The 18,564-nt window shown below is 55.0% G+C and carries 19 protein-coding genes; 3 read left to right on the top strand and 16 right to left on the bottom strand.

What is annotated here, in order from left to right:
• Window positions 1–27: 27 nt before the first annotated feature.
• The 16 genes from AC097W_RS14220 to rpsB all read right to left on the bottom strand — a co-directional run bounded on the left by AC097W_RS14220 (window position 28) and on the right by rpsB (window position 15,053).
• Window positions 28–813: a TrmH family RNA methyltransferase gene (locus tag AC097W_RS14220; RefSeq protein ID WP_479603274.1), complete on the bottom strand. Its 786-nt coding sequence runs from the start codon at window positions 811–813 to the stop codon at window positions 28–30.
• Complete coding sequence (gene rnhB, locus AC097W_RS14215) at window positions 810–1,427, bottom strand: ribonuclease HII (RefSeq protein WP_479603273.1); 618 nt, start codon at window positions 1,425–1,427, stop codon at window positions 810–812. Before rnhB ends, AC097W_RS14220 begins: the two co-directional genes overlap by 4 nt.
• Window positions 1,399–2,532 carry a lipid-A-disaccharide synthase gene (gene lpxB / locus AC097W_RS14210; RefSeq protein ID WP_479603415.1) on the bottom strand — a complete coding sequence of 378 codons (1,134 nt, stop codon included), beginning with the start codon at window positions 2,530–2,532 and terminating at the stop codon, window positions 1,399–1,401. The genes rnhB and lpxB overlap by 29 nt, the downstream gene beginning before the upstream one ends.
• Before the next feature lie 70 nt (window positions 2,533–2,602).
• On the bottom strand, window positions 2,603–3,397 hold the full coding sequence (gene lpxA / locus AC097W_RS14205) for an acyl-ACP--UDP-N-acetylglucosamine O-acyltransferase (protein WP_479603414.1): 795 nt from the start codon (window positions 3,395–3,397) through the stop codon (window positions 2,603–2,605).
• A 10-nt stretch (window positions 3,398–3,407) separates the two neighbouring features.
• Window positions 3,408–3,857: a 3-hydroxyacyl-ACP dehydratase FabZ gene (fabZ, locus tag AC097W_RS14200; RefSeq protein WP_479603272.1), complete on the bottom strand. Its 450-nt coding sequence runs from the start codon at window positions 3,855–3,857 to the stop codon at window positions 3,408–3,410.
• Window positions 3,854–4,828: a UDP-3-O-(3-hydroxymyristoyl)glucosamine N-acyltransferase gene (gene lpxD / locus AC097W_RS14195; RefSeq protein WP_479603271.1), complete on the bottom strand. Its 975-nt coding sequence runs from the start codon at window positions 4,826–4,828 to the stop codon at window positions 3,854–3,856. Before lpxD ends, fabZ begins: the two co-directional genes overlap by 4 nt.
• Window positions 4,829–4,852: 24 nt before the next feature.
• Window positions 4,853–5,365: an OmpH/Skp family outer membrane protein gene (locus AC097W_RS14190; protein WP_479603270.1), complete on the bottom strand. Its 513-nt coding sequence runs from the start codon at window positions 5,363–5,365 to the stop codon at window positions 4,853–4,855.
• A complete protein-coding gene (gene bamA / locus AC097W_RS14185; protein WP_479603269.1) occupies window positions 5,365–7,662 on the bottom strand; it encodes an outer membrane protein assembly factor BamA in 2,298 nt (765 codons plus the stop codon). The genes AC097W_RS14190 and bamA overlap by 1 nt, the downstream gene beginning before the upstream one ends.
• A gap of 44 nt (window positions 7,663–7,706) precedes the next feature.
• The gene (gene rseP, locus AC097W_RS14180; RefSeq protein WP_479603268.1) at window positions 7,707–9,068 is read right to left on the bottom strand and encodes an RIP metalloprotease RseP; all 1,362 of its coding nucleotides are present in this window, start codon (window positions 9,066–9,068) and stop codon (window positions 7,707–7,709) included.
• 18 nt (window positions 9,069–9,086) lie between these two features.
• Complete coding sequence (locus tag AC097W_RS14175) at window positions 9,087–10,286, bottom strand: 1-deoxy-D-xylulose-5-phosphate reductoisomerase (RefSeq protein ID WP_479603267.1); 1,200 nt, start codon at window positions 10,284–10,286, stop codon at window positions 9,087–9,089.
• The gene (locus AC097W_RS14170) at window positions 10,283–11,128 is read right to left on the bottom strand and encodes a phosphatidate cytidylyltransferase (RefSeq protein WP_479603266.1); all 846 of its coding nucleotides are present in this window, start codon (window positions 11,126–11,128) and stop codon (window positions 10,283–10,285) included. Before AC097W_RS14170 ends, AC097W_RS14175 begins: the two co-directional genes overlap by 4 nt.
• A 13-nt stretch (window positions 11,129–11,141) precedes the next feature.
• Entirely contained in the window at window positions 11,142–11,867 is a 726-nt protein-coding gene (gene uppS, locus AC097W_RS14165; RefSeq protein ID WP_479603265.1) for a polyprenyl diphosphate synthase, read from the bottom strand.
• A gap of 35 nt (window positions 11,868–11,902) precedes the next feature.
• A complete protein-coding gene (frr, locus tag AC097W_RS14160) occupies window positions 11,903–12,463 on the bottom strand; it encodes a ribosome recycling factor (RefSeq protein WP_479603264.1) in 561 nt (186 codons plus the stop codon).
• A gap of 49 nt (window positions 12,464–12,512) precedes the next feature.
• A complete protein-coding gene (pyrH, locus tag AC097W_RS14155; protein WP_479603413.1) occupies window positions 12,513–13,235 on the bottom strand; it encodes a UMP kinase in 723 nt (240 codons plus the stop codon).
• Window positions 13,236–13,290: 55 nt separating this feature from the next.
• Entirely contained in the window at window positions 13,291–14,214 is a 924-nt protein-coding gene (gene tsf, locus AC097W_RS14150; protein WP_479603263.1) for a translation elongation factor Ts, read from the bottom strand.
• An 86-nt stretch (window positions 14,215–14,300) separates the two neighbouring features.
• Complete coding sequence (gene rpsB / locus AC097W_RS14145) at window positions 14,301–15,053, bottom strand: 30S ribosomal protein S2 (protein WP_479603262.1); 753 nt, start codon at window positions 15,051–15,053, stop codon at window positions 14,301–14,303.
• Between the two features lie 257 nt (window positions 15,054–15,310).
• On the opposite strand from rpsB, the gene AC097W_RS14140 reads away from it, so the two are divergent.
• Genes AC097W_RS14140 through AC097W_RS14130 form a run of 3 tightly spaced genes read left to right on the top strand, consistent with a single transcriptional unit; the run spans window position 15,311 to window position 18,519 of the window.
• A complete protein-coding gene (locus tag AC097W_RS14140; protein ID WP_479603261.1) occupies window positions 15,311–16,180 on the top strand; it encodes an HDOD domain-containing protein in 870 nt (289 codons plus the stop codon).
• A gap of 10 nt (window positions 16,181–16,190) precedes the next feature.
• Window positions 16,191–17,078 (top strand): MBL fold metallo-hydrolase, encoded by an 888-nt coding sequence (locus tag AC097W_RS14135; RefSeq protein ID WP_479603260.1) that lies wholly within the window; start codon window positions 16,191–16,193, stop codon window positions 17,076–17,078.
• A complete protein-coding gene (locus tag AC097W_RS14130; protein WP_479603259.1) occupies window positions 16,972–18,519 on the top strand; it encodes an NAD(P)H-hydrate dehydratase in 1,548 nt (515 codons plus the stop codon). Before AC097W_RS14135 ends, AC097W_RS14130 begins: the two co-directional genes overlap by 107 nt.
• Window positions 18,520–18,564: the final 45 nt, after the last annotated feature.

Below are 18,564 nucleotides of genomic sequence, written 5' to 3'. Positions count from 1 at the left end.
TCCGAGCCTGCCCGCTAAAGAAGCACCCTAAGGTCGCACCACCAAACTGCTCGCATGCAAACAAATCGCCGCCGCCGCCGCCACATTGAGCGACTCTTCGCCGCCCGGCTGGCCGATGCGCACGTGCACGCCAGCCCGGTTCATCAACTCCTGGCACACGCCCTGCCCTTCGTGGCCCATGGCCCATGCGCAGGGATTGGGTAACTGGAGGTTCTGAATCAGGTCACCCTGGTGCGAACTGGTGACCACAATGGGCACCTGCAGCGCCTGCAAGTCGTCCAGGGACACGCCTTCCAGCAGGGTCAAGCCAAAATGCGCACCCATGCCCGCGCGCAACACCTTGGGGCTCCAGAGTCCGGCAGTACCCTTGAGGGCAATCACCTGCCTAAAACCAAAGGCTCCTGCGCTTCGCAGGATGGAGCCCACGTTGCCGGCATCTTGCACGCGGTCCAGAATGACGCTGGCGGCCAAAGGTTGCAGAGTCACATCAGTGGGCAGTTCCAGCACAAAACCGACCCCCGCAGGCGACTCCAGACCACTCAGCTCACGGAACAAGGCCGCCGGAATCACTATGCTTTTGATAGCTGCTCGCGCATATTCCACGGGGGCTAGAGGCCAAAATTCTTCTGAAAATACGGCGACAGTGGGCTTTAGCCCGCGTGCCAGGGCGGCACTGCACAGGTGATCGCCCTCAACCCAAAAACGCCCGGCTTTGCGGTAGGCGGTGTTGTCCTGCGCGACTTTGCGCAACTCTTTGAGCAGCGGATTGTCGCGCGAAGTGATGGACGCGGCCTGTGCCGCAGGCTGGCTCATGCCAGCACCCGGGTCACCGGGCCAAACGTCTTGCGGTGCTGGGGACATGCGCCATGGGCTTGCAGTGCGGCCAAATGCTCTGCCGTGCCATAGCCTTTGTGGCCAGCAAAGCCGTATTGGGGGTATTGCACGTCCAGCTCGGCGCACCAGCGGTCACGAGTCACCTTGGCCAGAATCGAGGCGGCCGAGATTGCCTGCACCTTGCTGTCGCCCTTGACGATGGCTTCGGCCCGCACGTCCAGCACCGGCAGGCGGTTGCCATCCACCAGCACCAACACGGGCTTGAGGCGCAGCCCTTCTACCGCACGGCGCATGGCGAGCAGGGTCGCTTGCAAGATGTTGATTGCGTCGATTTCTTCCACACTGGCCTCGGCTATGGAACAGCAAAGGGCTTTGGCGCGGATCTCATCAAACAGTTGCTCACGGCGCCGGGCGGTGAGCACTTTGGAGTCGGCCAGGCCCGCGATGGGGTTACGCGGGTCCAGTATGACGGCTGCGGCAACCACCGGTCCTGCCAAAGGGCCGCGTCCGGCTTCATCCACACCCGCCGTCAAGCCAGGGGTGTCCCACGACAGGGGCGCTTGTTCAGCGTGCAAGAATTTTTTCGATCGCATCGGTAGCCAAAGTGGGAGTGTCGCGCTGCAGGCTGTGGTGCAGCGCCAGGAAGCGTTGTTGCAAGGCGGCCATTTTGGCAGGCTGGTGCTCCATGTCGTTCAGGCATTGCAGCAAGGCCGCAGCCAGCGCCACCGGGCTGGCCTGATCCTGCAGCAGCTCGGGCACGATGAATTCACCGCTGAGGATATTGGGCAATCCAACCCAGGGCTGCAATTGCTTGCGCCGCATGATTTGCCAGCTGAGCCAGCCCATGCGATAGGCGATCACCATGGGGCGCTTGAACAGCGCAGCCTCCAGCGTCGCCGTGCCACTGGCGATCAACGTCAGGTCGCACGCGGCCAGCACGGTGTGCGACTGGCCACTCACGATTTGCACATGCTCCCGCATGCCCGCCCGGGCTGCTGCCGCCTCAATGGCGGGACGCAGCGCAGGCACGGACGGCACTATGATTTTGATAGCTGCCTGCGCTTGTTGCACAAGCCTTGCAGCCTCAAAGAAGCGTTGAGACAGGTGTTTGACCTCGGATACGCGGCTGCCGGGCAACAGCGCCAGCACGCGGTCACCGGGCAGCAGGCCGAGCGCTTGTCGGGCTGCGGCTTTGTCGGGCTCGATCGGAATAACATTGGCCAAGGGATGGCCGACGTAGGTGGAGCTGATGCCGTGGCGGGCCAGCAACGCGGGTTCGAACGGAAATATGCACAGCACGTGGTCCACGCTGCGACGAATCTTTTCCACCCTTTCGGCCCGCCACGCCCATATGGACGGGCAAACAAAGTGGACGGTCTTGATACCCTGCTCACGCAGGTTGCGCTCCAGATCCAGATTGAAATCCGGCGCATCCACACCAATGAAAACATCCGGCCGCGACGCCAGCAGCCGCGCCTGCAGTTGCTTGCGAATACCCACGATTTCACGATAGCCTCGCAGCACTTCCCAACCATAGCCATGCACCGATAACTTGTGGTGCGGCCACCAAGCGGCAAAACCATGGCGCTCCATCCTGGGACCACCAATGCCCCCCGACACCAGAGCGGGCCAGCGGCTGCGCAATCCCTCCAGCAGCAATCCGGCCAACAGGTCGCCGGACGTCTCACCGGCAACCATCGCAACAAAGGGTGGGGTTTGCGGCGCTGGGGCCGCGGATTCGGGCAGCGCAGCGTGCATGACCGGGGGGCTAGCGAACGATGCCGCGTTGCGGAGAGGTCTTGTCCAGAAAGGACTGCATCATGGCCACGTCGACGGCCGTATCCGGGTGGCTCAACGCCAGCTCGGCAATACGGGTTCGCGCCTGATCCAGTGTCAGGTCGTCGCGATACAAGGCCTTGTGCATGGCCTTGACACCCGAAATGCGTTCCGGTGACCAGCCTCTGCGGCGCAAGCCTTCGAAATTCATCGACCGTGCCGCTGCCGGTTGGCCCTGGCACATGACAAACGGTGGCAGATCGGCAAACAGCAGCGAACACATGGCCGTCATGCTGTGCGCACCCAGCCGAACAAACTGGTGCACGACCGTAAACCCACCCAAAATGACCCAGTCATCGACCTGCACGTGTCCCGCCAGCTGGGAATTGTTGGCAAAAATAGTGTTGTTGCCCACCAGGCAATCGTGCGCCAGGTGCACATAGGCCATTATCCAGTTGTCGTTGCCGATCTGGGTCACGCCGGTATCCCCGGGTGACCCAATATTGAAGGTACAGAACTCCCGGATCGTGTTGCGATCGCCAATGCGCAACTCACACGGCTCACCCGCGTATTTTTTGTCCTGCGGAATGGCGCCCAGCGAATTGAACTGAAAAATACGGTTGTCGCTGCCAATCGTGGTGTGTCCCTCGATGACGCAATGGGGACCAATCGTTGTGCCCGATCCTACTTTCACATGCGGACCAATGACTGTGTAAGGGCCCACGGAAACCGTGCTATCCAGTTCTGCCGCTGAATCAACCAGGGCCGTCGGGTGAATCAACAACACCTTGTCCACCTTATGCACCTTGTGGGATGGCGCGCATGGCGCAGGTCAACTCGGCTTCCACCGCAAGCTCACCTGCCACGGATGCCCTGCCCTTGAACTTGAATATTCCGGCTTTCATGCGCAGCAATTCAACATCAATAATCAACTGGTCACCGGGTTCGACCGGACGCTTGAAGCGGGCACCATCGATACCGGCGAAGTAGTACACCATCTCGTCGTTCGGAGTGGTATCCAGCGCGTCGAAGGCCAGCAGCGCTGCCGCTTGCGCCATGGCTTCGAGCATCAACACACCTGGCATGACCGGACGGTGGGGAAAGTGCCCTTCAAAAAACGGCTCATTGATCGTGACATTCTTGAGTGCCTTTATCGTTTTCCCCTTGTCCAGTTCCAGAACACGGTCCACTAACAGGAAGGGATACCGGTGCGGCAACTGCTTGAGAATTTTGTGAATATCCATCATGATTTGATCTCTTTTTCTATCGTTTTTATTCGGTCGCGCAAGGTGTGCAACTGCTTCAGTGTTGCTGCATTGCGCTCCCATGACGCGTTGTCATCAATGGGGAAGATTCCGGTGTAGTGCCCGGGCTTCGAAATCGACTTGCTGACAACAGTAGCGGCCGAAATATTGACATGGGCACCAATCGTCAGGTGGCCCAGAATAATGGCGCCGCCACCCACTGTGCAATTCGGGCCAATGGTTGCGCTACCAGCGACACCCACACAGCCTGCCATCGCGGTATGCCGACCCACGCGCACGTTATGACCAATCTGAATGAGGTTGTCCAACTTGACGCCCTCTTCAATCACCGTATCTTGCAGTGCCCCACGGTCAATACACGTATTGGCGCCAATTTCCACGTCATTGCCTATCTGCACGGCACCGAGCTGCTCAATTTTTTCCCATGCTTCGCCATTGGGAGCGAAACCAAAACCATCCGCTCCGATGACAACTCCAGGATGCAGGATGCAACGCTCGCCGACCACGCAGTCTTCTCCCACCGTCACTCTGGATTTGAGCACGGTGTCCGCACCAATATGTGCGCCGCGCTCTACTACGCACAAGGGGCCAATGGAGGCGGTGGGATGAACCACGGCAGCGGGGTCGATGACCGCACTGGAATGGATCGCAGGACCAGCCAATGGAAGGATCCTGCGCTTCCAAAGCTGGGTGAGTCTGGCGAAATACAGATAGGGCTGATCACTGACGATGCAGGTGCCACGTGAGAGGGCCGCAGACAGCAATTGCGGACTCACAATGACGCACCCCGCCTGGGATGCCGCCAATTGCTGTTGATAACGCGGATTGCTGAGGAAACTTAGGTCATTGGCCTTAGCCGTCTCGAGCGACGCCAAGCCCGTTATTCGTATGGAAGCGTCTCCGTGAAGTGTGCCACCCAAGGCTTCCACCACAGAAGCCAGATCAAGCTCCATACTGCAACCTCTATCGACCGATGCCTACTTGCTGGCGCCGTTGAGAATCTTCAGCACTTTGTCTGTGATGTCGTGCTTGTTGTTGCTGTACACCACACCCTCGGAAAGCACCATGTCGTATTTCTCCGCCTCAGCCACTTGCTTCATAGCCTTATTAGCCTTGTCCAGTACTTGTTGCAACTCTTCGTTGCGACGACCATTCAGGTCTTCCTGGAACTCGCGCTGCTTGCGCTGAAAGTCACGATTCAATTCAGCGAACTCCTTTTGACGGCTCAAGCGCTGGCTTTCCGTCAAAGTAGGAGCATCGCGCTCAAACTTGTCGCTAAAGGACTTGATTGATGCTTGCTGATCGTTCAACTCTTTTTGGCGCTTGGAAAACTCCTGCTCAAGTTTGGTTTGCGCAGCTTTTGCCGGACTGGATTCGGTGATGATGCGCTGATTGCTGATGTAGGCGATTTTCGAATCCTGGGCCATCGCTCCCACCGCAGCCAGAGTCAGCAGCAAACCCACCCACAATTTTGTTTTGAATGTCTTCATTAGAAAGTTGTCCCAATCTGAAATTGCATACTTTGAATTTTATCGCCATCGAACTTGCTGATCGGTCTGGCAAAAGCAAGCCGCAAAGGGCCTACAGGAGAAATCCAGCTGATACCAATGCCAACGGATGTCCGCAGGTCGCCGAACTGAATGCCCTCGTCTGCGCCAAAAATTCCGCCCGCGTCAAAAAACCCATACATGCGTAAAGTACGGTCATTACCCCCCCCCGGAAGAGGTGACAGTAACTCGGCATTGAAGTTGATCTTCTTCGATCCGCCCGTTGCGGTTTGTCCCGCTGCCCGCTGTGAAGCTGTAGTCAGGCTTCCCTGCTCGAAACCACGCACCGAACCCAATCCGCCGGAGTAGTAGTTCTTGAAGACGGGATACGACAAACCATCAGTGCCCGCTCCCAACGACAACTCGCTATTGAACGCAGCGGTCACCTTCTTGGAAACAGGGAAAAACTGCTGATATTGAACGGTTCCGCGCACATAGCGCAACTCCCCGCCCACGCTCCACTCACCATTGGTTCGAATCAGTTTGCCTGCACTCGGGACCAAAGCGCTGTCACGCGTATCGCGCGCCCAGCCAACCGTCAACGGGACCGCATTGGTGGTATATCCAAACTGATTGGCGAAGTCCTGGTACACGGTGGGCAACAAGGTTCCCGGCACGATGGTGGTTCGGTCTACTCCGGCACCTATGTATACCGTATCTGTGTCGGTAAAAGGCACGCCAAATCGCAAACTGGCCCCGGTTGTCTCGATGGAGTAGCTGTCAATGTCGGTATAGGGCTTGGAATTCCTTTGGTACACATCAATCGTGCGGGATATACCATCCTCTGTGAAATAGGGATTCGTCGTATTGAAAACAACGGTTCGGTTGTATTTGCTGGTATTCAACTCCACGCCCAACGAGTTGCCGGAACCGAATGCATTGTCCTGCTTGAATCCAAAGGTAAAGCCCAATCCCTCTCCGCTGGACAGACCCGCTCCAAGACTCAGGCTGCCAGTGGGCTTCTCCGCTACAGATACCGTCAGGTCAACCTGATCGGGTGACCCCGCAACCTCTTGCGTTTCGAGCGTTACTTCCTTGAAAAAGCCTAATCGGTCCACCCGGTTGCGTGACTGGCGAATTTTCTCGCCGTCGTACCATGCCGCTTCCAGCTGCCTGAACTCACGCCGTATGACCTCGTCCCGAGTCCGGTCATTGCCAGCAACATTGATTCGCCGCACATAAACGCGACGCGAAGGATCTGCTTGCAATGTCACTTCAACACGGTTGGTTGAACGGTCAATGTCAGTGCGTGCCTCGGCCCTGGCGAAGGCGAAACCAAAGTTGCCAAAGTAGTCAGTAAACGCTTTGGTGGTTTGCGTGACTTGGTCGGCGTTGTAAGCCTCTCCAGCCTGAATGGTGATCAGAGATCTGAATTCTTCTTCCTTGCCCAGGAAGTTGCCCGCGAGCTTGATCTTGGAGACAACGAATCGTTCACCCTCCGTCACGTTAATGGTGATGCTGACATCCTGCTTGTTGGGGGAAATTGCGACCTGTGTCGAATCAACCTTGAACTCAAGGTATCCACGCGTCAAATAATAGGAACGCAACGACTCGATATCTGCGTTCAACTTGGCCCGGGAATAGCGATTTGACTTCGTGTACCAACTTAGCCAGCTACCCGTATCCTGATCGAATAATCCCTTCAGAGTTGACTCTGAAAACGCCTTGGTTCCGACAATCCGGATGTCGTTGATCTTGGCCGTATCGCCTTCTACAACCGCAAAGCTCAGATTTACCCGATTTCGCTCAATAGGAGTCACTGTCGTAATCACTTCCGTCGCATACATGCTGCGATTGATGTACTGACGCTTCAATTCCTGCTCAGCCCGATCAACCAATGCTTTGTCGAACGGCCGTCCATCTGCCAGACCGATATCGCGAAGGGCCTTTTTCAACACGTCTTTGTCAAACTCTTTCGTTCCAGTGAACTCAACATCGGCAATGGACGGCCGTTCTTCAACGATGACCACCAGCACACCGGCATTGACCTCAATGCGAACATCCTTGAAGAGACCTAATCCAAACAGCGCGCGAATGGAGGCTGCGGCCTTTTCATCGCTGTACATATCCCCGACCCTGACAGGTAACGAGGCAAAAATGGTTCCAGCCTCGACCCGCTGCAATCCCTCGACACGAATATCGCGCACAGCAAAAGGCTCCACGGCCCAAGCGACCTGCAAAACCACCAGTGAAGCCACAGCGACACCGGTACGATGCAAAAAACTACGATCAAAGTACATTTTTTAATTTAATTGCGCCGGAATTCCACTGGAAATTCAGACGATCAACCCAACAAACGAGTCAGGTCATTGAAAACGGCGACGGACATCATCAATAGCAAAATGGCCACTCCCATTCGCTGCAGCGCGTCCATCCACGATTCTGACACGGGCTCTCCGGCAAGCAACTCCCAAAGATAATACATCAGGTGTCCACCATCCAGCACGGGCAGCGGTAACAGGTTCAAGACCCCCAAACTGATGCTGATCAGAGCGAGAAACACTAAAAACTGAGAACCACCCATGGCAGCCGACTTTCCAGCGTAATCAGCAATGGTAAGCGGCCCGCTCAGATTTTTCAGAGATGCATCTCCAATGATGATCTTGCCCATCATCTTCAGTGTCAGAACAGACACCTCCCAAGTCCGCCCTAACGCCCGCGCTAAACCATCAACCGGACCATACCGCACCGTTGTAAAGACCGGGAGGGTTCCGATGTAGGCCCCGACTCGTCCAACGGACCCATCGACATCTTTTTCAATCTTTGGCTTCACCGTGATGGTGATTTGACCTGTTCCACGCTGAACCAGCCAGACCTGCGGCATCGGAATTCCGCTCTTGCCCGACTGGCGTATCAATTCGCGCAACTGCGCAGCATCGACAATGCGCTTTTCATCCACCCGCAAGACCAGGTCTCCAGTCTGCAATCCGGCGCTTCTCGCAGCTCCGTCTTCTGACAACTCACCCAACTTTGCGTGTGAAAATGGACCCAGCACACCAATGTCCCGAAACAACTGTGCATCCGCATTACGCGCATCAACACCGCTCAGTGTCAAAAGAGCCTGCTTTCGCTGATCTACACCCTCAGGTGAAAACTCAACTTGCAAATTCTTTCCTGCCAGCACCCCACGCGTGAGCCACCAACGAAAATCATCGAATGAGACGACGTCTTCAAGTGCGTCCCCCTCAAAACCTGCCTTGGTGATCCGCTCGGCGCCCGTAAATCCGGCTTGTGCAACTACCGAGCCCGCGAGTGGTTGTGCCAGCACGGCTTGCGGTTGCTCGACGCCCATCCAATTAACCAAGGTGTACAGGACCACTGCGAATACCAGGTTCGCCACTGGCCCCGCCGCAACAATCGCTGCCCGACTCTTGAGTGGCTGGGTATTGAAGGCTTTACACCTTTCATCCTGTGCCACAGGGCCCTCCCGCTCATCCAGCATCTTCACAAAGCCACCAAATGGCAGCATTCCCACCACAAATTCAGTGCCTGAAGTTTGCGAGCGCCAGCCCCACAATTTAGGACCGAAACCCACTGAAAATCGCAAAACTTTTACGCCACACACACGGGCTGCACCATAGTGACCCAACTCGTGTACAGCGACCAAAAGGCCGATGGCAACAACGAATGCAACGAAGGTCAGCATGTCAACAACCCAGGGGGATCAATCAGCAAACCGTGCTATCGCGTCTTCAGCCGCTCGGCGCGACAGCTGATCAAGCCCCAATAAGTCAGCCAAGGATCCCGGTGGCTGAGGGCTAACCCTGTTCAATGTTTCTGTGTTCACACTGTGAATCTGGTCATAGCGGATCCTGCGCTCCAAAAATGCAGCTACGGCAATTTCGTTGGCAGCATTCAGCACCGCTGTGGTCCCTGCCGGAGCCCTCAAAACAGCCCAAGCCAAGTCCAGTCCCGGGAATCTCTCTTTATGCCCTTCAGTATCGAGTGCTTCAAACGTCAAACCAGACATAGTTGAAAAGTCTAAAACTGAAGCTCCCGACGTCACGCGATCCGGCCAGGACAAGCCATAGGCAATGGGGCCACGCATGTCAGGAGTACCCATTTGGGCGATCACTGAATGGTCCACGTATTGAACCATTGAATGAATAACGCTCTGGGGATGTATCACAACCTCGATTTTGTCGGGTGCCATGCCAAACAGGAATTTGGCCTCAATGACCTCAAGCGCCTTGTTCATCATGGTTGCAGAGTCGACAGAAATCTTGCGCCCCATTACCCAGTTTGGGTGAGCGCAGGCCTCTTCCGGAGTAACGTCCCGCAGTGTCTTGGGATCTCGGGTCCGAAACGGGCCACCCGACGCGGTGAGAATGATTTTGTCGACACGAGCGCCCCAGTCCCGCGGATCTTGCGGCAGTGACTGAAAAATTGCCGAATGTTCACTGTCAATTGGCAATAAGGTAGCACCACCAGTAGCAACAGCATCCATAAAAAGTTGCCCCCCCACCACGAGCGCTTCTTTATTGGCGAGCAAGAGGCGCTTGCCCGAGCGAGCAGCTGCCATGCAAGGAGCCAGTCCTGCGGCACCAACGATCGCCGCCATGACGATATCGACCAATTCATGCTCGGCAACCATTTCAATCGCGCTGGCACCCCAAAGGACTTTTGTGCGCAATCCGGTGGAGCGGCATATCGCCTCCAATTGGCGTCCATGGGCTTCACTGGCCATGACTGCACAAGCCGGCTTGTGCTTGGCACACTGCGCGGCCATGGCATCTACGCTGGTAGAGGCGGTCAGCGCAAAGACCTCAAACCGATCAGGATGCCGCTCGATTACATCCAGCGTATTGACACCAATGGAGCCTGTAGAGCCCAACACCACAACCCGCGATTTTTCAATATTCATAGTGTGACGAGCATCATCGCAAGGGGCAGAATCGGGAGCAAAGCATCCACACGGTCAAGCACACCCCCGTGACCGGGCAACAACGCACTGCTGTCCTTGACGCCGGCGCTGCGTTTGAAAAGTGATTCCACCAAATCTCCAACAACACTCATCATTGCCATGAAAACCACGGCGAGCAGCAAAAATGGGACACCAAAATTACCCAATCGGGTGTAAATGCTGGATTGCCCCTGAAGGCCCACATGGTCCAGGCTGCGCCACAGCAACGCGCAAATCACTACACCTATCATGCCACCACAGACACCCTCCCAAGTCTTGCCAGGGCTAATGGTGGGAGCCAATTTCTGTTTAAAGAATCGACCGCCGAACAGGCGACCAGAAAAATAAGCAAATATGTCGGCAATCCAGACCAACACGAGTACCGAAAAAAGAAAGTTGACGCCCATCATGCGGGCTTGGACGACGGCAAGCCAGGCTACCCAGAGCGCGAAGACACCTCCCGCTAGACGTAACAAACGTGGCACTGCAGACCACCCCTTGACTCCGACATACAGAAGCCAGGCGCCAAGAACAACCCACGCGCTTCCGGCAATCAGCCAAAGCAACCTCTGCGGCAAATAGACAAACCCGGTAACCCAGGAGGCAACGCATAGCCCCGCGCAAAGCGCTGATACGGCGAGGGAAGTCAATGGCTTGCACAGGTTCAAATTAGCCCACTCCCAAGCACCTGCGGAAATCAGAATCACCGTGATGACGCCAAAAGCCTCGGGTGATGGGTAGAAAACTGATGGAAGCAAAATAGCCAGCAACACCAGAGCGGTAATGATTCTTTGCTTCAACATGGGCAATCCTTGATTAGGTCCGGGTCTCAACAACAGCAGCGACCTGGTCCGAGGTTTTCCCAAATCGGCGTTCGCGCGAAGCATATTCAACCAGGGCTTTGTCCAACGCAGATTCGTCGAAATCTGGCCAAAGCAACTCACTGAAATGCAGTTCTGAGTAGGCTGCTTGCCAAAGAAGAAAATTGCTTAGTCTTTTTTCACCGCCGGTACGAATCACCAGATCGGGATCGGAACAATATGCCATTGACAAGGCTCTGGACAGGCTATCCTCCGTAATAGGCTGTCCAGCGGCTGCCAAGCGAGCAGCAGCAGTTGCAATGTCCCATCGACCGCCGTAGTTGAAACAGACATTCAGCACTAGCCGGGAATTCATCGCGGTCGCTGACTCCGCCTCTTGCAGACCTTGCCTGACGCGCGCAGACAACGCATCACGAGCGCCCACAAAATGCAGCTGTACACCATCACGCTTGAGTTGTGACACTTCTCGCGACAACGCCATCACCAGAATATCCATCAGACCCGACACTTCCTCCGCAGGTCGATTCCAGTTTTCCGAAGAAAATGCAAACACAGTCAGCACCGCGACACTGCGCCGGGCACACGCGCTGACCATTCGCTTCAGCGTTTCTACGCCTTGCTTATGACCGGCAATTCTGGGAAGGAATCGCCGTGATGCCCAGCGCCCATTTCCATCCATCACGATAGCTACATGGTGAGGTACAGCCACCGGATCTGTCATATCAACAATCAAATCAGGAACGAGATATGTCCGAGTCAAACCGCCATGATGTCGTGCTCTTTGGCTGTTACCAGGCGATCCACATCGGTAATGTGCCTGTCGGTAAGCTTCTGGATTTCCGATTCAGATCGTTTCTGATCATCTTCAGAAGCGACTTTGTCTTTCACCAGCTTCTTGACGGCCTCGTTTGCATCGCGCCGGAGATTGCGTATGGCGATTTTCGCATTTTCACCTTCGCCGCGAACGACTTTGCTGAGCTCACGTCGACGCTCCTCGGTCATTGCCGGCATGGGAACACGTATCAGGTCGCCCATGCTTGACGGGTTCAAACCAAGATCGCTGTCGCGAATGGCTTTCTCAATTTTGGCAGCCATCCCTTTTTCCCAAGGTTGCACGCTGATAGTGCGAGCGTCCAGCAGGGAAAGGTTGGCAACCTGGCTAATCGGTAAAAAGGAGCCGTAGTAATCCACCTGCACTGAGTCCAGCAAGGCGGGATTGGCGCGCCCAGTCCGTATTTTTGTGAGGTTGTGCTTGAATGCCACTATGGACAGATCCATTTTGGATTCAAGATTTTTTTTGATTTCATCGGTTGCCATAGTTCCCCCTCAGCTCATCAAAGTCATCGAAAAAGCACTAAACCGCTTGTCAAACGTGAACAAGCGTACCTTCATCCTCACCCAAAACCACGCGCTTGAGTGCACCGTGCTTGAAGATTGAAAAAACCTTGATCGGAAGTTTTTGATCCCTGCACAGCGCAAACGCGGCCGCATCCATAATCCCCAGATTTTGCGACATCGCATCATCGAATGAGATTTTTGCGTAGCGGGTTGCGTGTGCATCTTTTTTGGGATCAGAGGTATAGACTCCGTCCACTTTAGTGGCCTTGAGGACTATTTCCGCTCCAATCTCAGCCCCCCGCAAGGCAGCCGCGGTGTCAGTCGTAAAGAACGGATTCCCCGTTCCTGCGGCAAAAATCACCACTTTGCCTTCTTCCAGATATTGAAGCGCTTTGGGCCTCACGTAAGGCTCGACTACTTGCTCAATACCGATAGCGGACATCACACGGGCAATCAGGCCAGCCTTGTTCATCGTGTCGCCCAAGGCCAACGCATTCATGACCGTTGCAAGCATTCCCATGTAGTCAGCGGTTGCACGGTCCATTCCAACCGATCCACCGGCAACGCCCCTGAAAATATTACCACCGCCGATAACAACGGCCACTTCAACCCCCAGTCGGGTCACCTCGGCGATTTCGTCAACCATACGCACGATAGTGTCCCGGTTGATGCCAAATTGGTCGTCACCCATCAGAGCCTCGCCCGACAATTTCAGCAAAATTCGCTTGTATGCTGGCTTCTCTTGATTCATGGATGACTCCCGATGATGCATGGTTTCAGGGCTGGCGCTTTCGAGCTGTTGGCGATCAAGCAGCCTGCTTTGACGCTGCAACCTGAGCAGCTACTTCGGCAGCGAAGTCGTCTACTTTCTTTTCAATGCCCTCACCCACAACGTACATGGTGAACCCCTTAACGGTGGTACCGGCAGCCTTGAGCATTTGCTCGACTGTCTGCTTGTCATTCTTGACAAAAGACTGATTGAAAAGCGACACCTCCTTGAGGTATTTCTGGACACCACCATCGATGCGCTTGGCAACAATTTCTGGTGACTGCACTGGCTTGCCTGCAGCGGTTGCCACTGAAGCGTCTTCAGCCGCCTTTGCCGCTGCAACAGAGCGCTCACGCTCCACCAGCTCGGCAGGCACATCGCCACTGGACAAGGCAACAGGCTTCATTGCCGCGACGTGCATTGCAACATCTTTTGCAGCAACGTCATCTCCCTCGAACTCCACCACAACGCCGATACGCGTGCCGTGCAGATACGACGCGAGCTTGGCACCGGATGCAAAGCGCTTGAACCGGCGAAAGGTCATGTTTTCGCCAATTTTTCCAATCAAACCCTTGCGAACATCTTCCAGTGTCGGTCCAAAGCCATCCTGAGAATATTCCACGGCACCCAACGCTGCAACATCAGCCGGATTGTGCTTCGCCACCAGGGCAGCAGCAGCATTGGCCAACGAGAGGAAGCTGTCGTTTTTGGTCACGAAATCAGTTTCACAATTGACTTCGATCATGGCACCAACGGCACCATCCATATGGGTCGTGACAACGCCTTCTGCAGTGATGCGCGCAGCAGCCTTGCCAGCCTTGCTTCCCAACTTCACACGCAGCAATTCCTCCGCTTTGGCCATATCGCCATCAGCTTCAGTCAAAGCTTTCTTGCACTCCATCATTGGTGCGTCAGTTTTTCCACGCAGTTCAGCGACCATGCTTGCGGTAATTACAGCCATCTTGCTTCTCCGAAAATCGTTTCAATATTTCAATAAAGACTAAAAAAAAGGGGCCACTAAGCCCCCTTTTTAGGGCGAAAGAAACTTCAGGCAGAAGCTTCGCTCACCTCAACAAACTCATCCTTGCTTTCGGCCGCAACAGCCTTGACAACATCATCCACCGCGTTGGAGCGACCTTCAATGATTGCATCGGCAATACCACGTGCGTACAACGTTACAGCCTTGGCCGAGTCATCATTACCAGGAATCACGTAGTCGATCGCTTCAGGAGAGTGATTGGAATCAACCACACCAATCAGTGGTATGCCCAACTTGCGCGCCTCAGCGATAGCAATTTTGTGGTAACCGACGTCGATCACAAAAATCGCATCCGGCAAGGCCGTCATATCCTGAATGCCACCAATGTCTTTTTCGAGCTTCTGCAATTCGCGAGCGAACATCAACTGCTCTTTCTTGCTCATGCTTTCAAGACCGGCTTCTTGCTGGACCTTCATTTCCTTCAAGCGCTTGATTGACGTCTTGACGGTCTTGAAGTTGGTCAACATGCCACCCAACCAGCGCTGATCCACATAAGGCACACCAGCACGTTGCGCCTCTGCAGCTACTGTTTCGCGCGCTTGGCGCTTGGTACCCACCATCAAAATGGTGCCACGTTTAGCCGACAACTGGCGAACGAACTTGGCCGCATCCTGGAACATCGGAAGCGACTTTTCCAAGTTAATGATGTGGATTTTATTGCGATGACCGAAAATAAACGGCGCCATCTTGGGGTTCCAGAAGCGAGTTTGATGTCCAAAATGAACACCCGCCTCAAGCATCTCACGCATTGTTACAGCCATAAATTACTCCAAAGGTTAGATCTAAAACTCAGCCCCCTTATCACCACAACGAGAACATCTCGATCGAGTGACACCTTGACGGGGCTGGTTTGCGATTGAATTGCCAATAGCGCGGCGCGCAGGCAGCAAAGCCGTTGGAGTATAACATGGCGTGGCCCGCCGACACCCCTGCATAACGGCTTGCCACTCAAGTATCCGCAACTTAAGGGCTCAAGACTAGACGCCCGTCTTTTTATAGTACGCGATCTGCTGACACAATGCGTGAATCGTCACACTTAATGCCCATGAGTCCAGAACTATCCCAAAAGCTTGCCGCTGCGGTCGATGCCATGCCGGCATTCCCTAAAAGTGTCCAAAAAATTCTGGAATTGACGCGGGATGTCAACAGCACACCCAAGGACCTGGTTGAGGTGATTGACAAGGACCCGGTTGTAACCGTCAAAATTTTGAAAGTAGTCAACTCGGCCTACTACAGCCTTCCCAGACAAATTACTTCAGTGGGCCACGCCGTCGTCTATCTGGGCTTCAACACCATCAAGAATCTGGCTCTCAGCATTGCCGCGATTGGCATGCTACCTAAAGACAATGAATCGGGATTCGACGTACAGAAGTACCTTTTGCACTCTTTGGCCACAGCAGGAATTGCAAAGCAACTGGCAGCGAGAGTCAGTGATGCTGACCCGATGGACTGTTTTATCGCAGGACTGTTGCATGACTTCGGTAAGGTTGTTTTTGCACAAATAATGCCCCATGAGTTTCGGAGGTCGCTGCTTATCAGCCAGGAAACCGGAGGTTCGCTGCACGCGGCGTTGCAACAGGAAATTGGCGCCGATCACGTGATTGTCGGTGCAATGCTGGTCGAAAAATGGCGGTTTGCGCCCCACCTGATCGAGACCATCCGCCATCAACACGTCGCTGACTTCAAAGACACCGACATGATTGCATGCGTGTTTGGAGCCAATCAGATCAGCAAAAAAATGAATTTCGGCTTTGGCGGAAATCTGTTTATTGACGAGTTTCCGGAAACCGTGCAACAACGCTTGGGGGGCACTCTGGACCAAGTCATCGCTTCATTGGGAGACTTGAATCCTCTGTTTGAAGAGGCTAAAGTCTTCGCGAGAGGCTAAGGAATCGACCATGAAAGTAAGATTCTGGGGAGTTCGTGGGTCCATTGCGTCCCCTGGACCAAAAACCGTACGGTATGGCGGCAACACGACTTGCATCGAAATACGCACGGACGATAACGAGCTCATCATTCTGGATGCTGGAACGGGTATTTTCCCGCTCTCACAAACGCTGTTGGCAGAACTCCCCGTTACAGCCAACGTGCTGATCACCCATTCCCACTGGGATCATATTCAAGGCCTTCCCTTTTTCATACCAAACTTTATCCCGGGCAACACTTTGCGCTTGCATGGTGGCTTTGATCCGGTATCTGGGAAAGGTATTGAACAAGTCATGGCAGTACAACTGCAGTACAGCTATTTTCCGGTTCGCGAAGCAGAAATGAAAGCGCGCATTGAGTACGTGACCCTGACGCCAGAACAATCCATCCAAATTGGATCAGCAAAGGTTACACCCTACCTGCTGAACCATCCCGTGATTGACTTCGGCTATCGCATCGAAAGCAATGGAAAGTCCGTCTTTTTTACCGGCGATCACGAGCCACCGTATAACATTTACGAGCCCACAGATGTAGGCTTTGGAGAATACCAGGTGTTTGTTGATGAGAAGGCCCAAGCGATTCAGGATGCGATACGTGGTGTCGATGTTTTCATTGCAGATTGTTCCTATACTGACGCTGAGTACCCCGCCAAGAAAGGCTGGGGGCATGGCACGTATAAATCCAGCATCGCAAGCGCCAAGGATGCAGGGGTGAAGGTTCTGTTTTGCACCCACCACGAGCCGACGCGAAGTGATGACGCGCTGGAGGAGGCGTTTAGTTCAGCACTCAACGCCAATGCGGCGCTTGCAAACGGGATGGATATACGCCTCGCGCGCGAAGGAGAAACCTACGAATTCTGAGCGCATTCTGAGCACCATCGATTTCGGTGCAATCGCTGCGAGAAGCCTTTTCAGTCGCGGTGTTGCGCGCGCCATTGAAGAGTCCGCTGCCGCCGAATTACCAGCGCATGCGCTTATTCAAAGGGCGGGCCTTTCCATCGCGCGCTTTGCTATGGCCATAGCACCCCACTCCGGGGTGATATGGATTCCGTGCGGCCCCGGAAATAACGGGGGTGACGGTTTTGAGGCAGCTGTGCACCTCAAGCACTGGGGGAAAACTCCCGTTGTCACGTGTCTATCCAGATCGGGAAGTCTGCCTGCAGACGCGGCCGCTACCCGACGGCGGGCGTTGCAGGCAGGCGTGACATTTTCTGATGAGAGACCTGATCACTACGACTTGTGCATTGATGCCTTGTTTGGAATCGGCCACCTAAGGGGATTTGACGATCGATGTGTGGCTTGGATCAAGCAGATCAATTCGGGCGCAGCGCCAGTCATTGCCGTCGATTTGCCGTCGGGACTTGACGCGGATACAGGCGCGGTAAATACACTGTGTGTCAAAGCCGATTTCACGCTGAGCTTGCTGACACTGAAGCCCGGCCTTTTCACGGCAAATGGACGTGATGCGTGCGGCGCCATCTGGTTCAATGCATTGGGAGTACCGGAAGCCTCCGGCGCCTGTGCACAGCTCAACGGTACGCCCCTGCCCTTGGCACGCCCGCACAACTCCCACAAGGGGAGTTATGGCGATGTCGGCATAGTAGGCGGGGCTTCTGGCATGGCAGGCGCAGCGCTGCTTGCTGCCAAAGGAGCGTTGCATGGCGGTGCAGGACGCGTCTATGTCTGCCTATTGGATGCAAGCCTGTCGCTACTGGACATCGACCAACCTGAACTGATGTTCCGAAAGCCGGCGCAACTTGCGTACGAGGCAATGACAGTGGTTGCAGGGTGTGGTGGTGGTGACAGCATCCACGCGCACTTGGGTGACATCCTGGCCCGTTCATCCCGATTGGTGCTTGATGCCGACGCACTCAACCACATTGCAATGGACCCAGCGCTTCAGGATCAATTGACGCGAAGAATCAAAAACACAACCGTGCTGACACCCCATCCACTGGAAGCCGCTCGCCTGTTAGGCACAGACAGCAAGCACGTCCAGTCCAATCGGCTTGAAGCCGCGCAGGCCTTGGCCGATCGATTTGGCGCCACTGTTGTACTAAAGGGATCTGGCACGGTGATCGCTGCGCCAGAGACGCTGACCCGCATCAACCCCACGGGGAATGCCCGACTGGCAACGGCAGGCACGGGCGATGTTCTCGCCGGACTGATCGGTGCCCAGCTTGCCGCCGGAGGCACTGTTTTCGAAGGCGCATGCCAGGCAGTCTTCCGGCACGGCCACGTTGCGGACATGTGGTGCGCCAAAACAACCATGACAGCCCAGGATCTTTCACACGCTTTGTGAGCACGTCGCCCAGTCAATCCTGAACGGGAGTTGAAAACCTCGCAA

This window comes from Rhodoferax sp. GT1R46 (assembly GCF_056521285.1).
Note: the sequence above shows the minus strand (reverse complement) of the source record. Positions and strands in the feature narration are given on the sequence as shown.

Coding starts and splice junctions, on each gene's coding strand:
- AC097W_RS14220 (WP_479603274.1), bottom strand. CDS start 813: ATGAGCCAGCCTGCGGCACAGGCCGCGTCCATCACTTCGCGCGACAAT.
- rnhB (WP_479603273.1), bottom strand. CDS start 1,427: ATGCGATCGAAAAAATTCTTGCACGCTGAACAAGCGCCCCTGTCGTGG.
- lpxB (WP_479603415.1), bottom strand. CDS start 2,532: ATGGTTGCCGGTGAGACGTCCGGCGACCTGTTGGCCGGATTGCTGCTG.
- fabZ (WP_479603272.1), bottom strand. CDS start 3,857: ATGATGGATATTCACAAAATTCTCAAGCAGTTGCCGCACCGGTATCCC.
- lpxD (WP_479603271.1), bottom strand. CDS start 4,828: ATGGAGCTTGATCTGGCTTCTGTGGTGGAAGCCTTGGGTGGCACACTT.
- AC097W_RS14190 (WP_479603270.1), bottom strand. CDS start 5,365: ATGAAGACATTCAAAACAAAATTGTGGGTGGGTTTGCTGCTGACTCTG.
- bamA (WP_479603269.1), bottom strand. CDS start 7,662: ATGTACTTTGATCGTAGTTTTTTGCATCGTACCGGTGTCGCTGTGGCT.
- rseP (WP_479603268.1), bottom strand. CDS start 9,068: ATGCTGACCTTCGTTGCATTCGTTGTTGCCATCGGCCTTTTGGTCGCT.
- AC097W_RS14175 (WP_479603267.1), bottom strand. CDS start 10,286: ATGAATATTGAAAAATCGCGGGTTGTGGTGTTGGGCTCTACAGGCTCC.
- AC097W_RS14170 (WP_479603266.1), bottom strand. CDS start 11,128: ATGTTGAAGCAAAGAATCATTACCGCTCTGGTGTTGCTGGCTATTTTG.
- uppS (WP_479603265.1), bottom strand. CDS start 11,867: ATGACAGATCCGGTGGCTGTACCTCACCATGTAGCTATCGTGATGGAT.
- frr (WP_479603264.1), bottom strand. CDS start 12,463: ATGGCAACCGATGAAATCAAAAAAAATCTTGAATCCAAAATGGATCTG.
- pyrH (WP_479603413.1), bottom strand. CDS start 13,235: ATGAATCAAGAGAAGCCAGCATACAAGCGAATTTTGCTGAAATTGTCG.
- tsf (WP_479603263.1), bottom strand. CDS start 14,214: ATGGCTGTAATTACCGCAAGCATGGTCGCTGAACTGCGTGGAAAAACT.
- rpsB (WP_479603262.1), bottom strand. CDS start 15,053: ATGGCTGTAACAATGCGTGAGATGCTTGAGGCGGGTGTTCATTTTGGA.
- AC097W_RS14140 (WP_479603261.1), top strand. CDS start 15,311: ATGCGTGAATCGTCACACTTAATGCCCATGAGTCCAGAACTATCCCAA.
- AC097W_RS14135 (WP_479603260.1), top strand. CDS start 16,191: ATGAAAGTAAGATTCTGGGGAGTTCGTGGGTCCATTGCGTCCCCTGGA.
- AC097W_RS14130 (WP_479603259.1), top strand. CDS start 16,972: ATGACGCGCTGGAGGAGGCGTTTAGTTCAGCACTCAACGCCAATGCGG.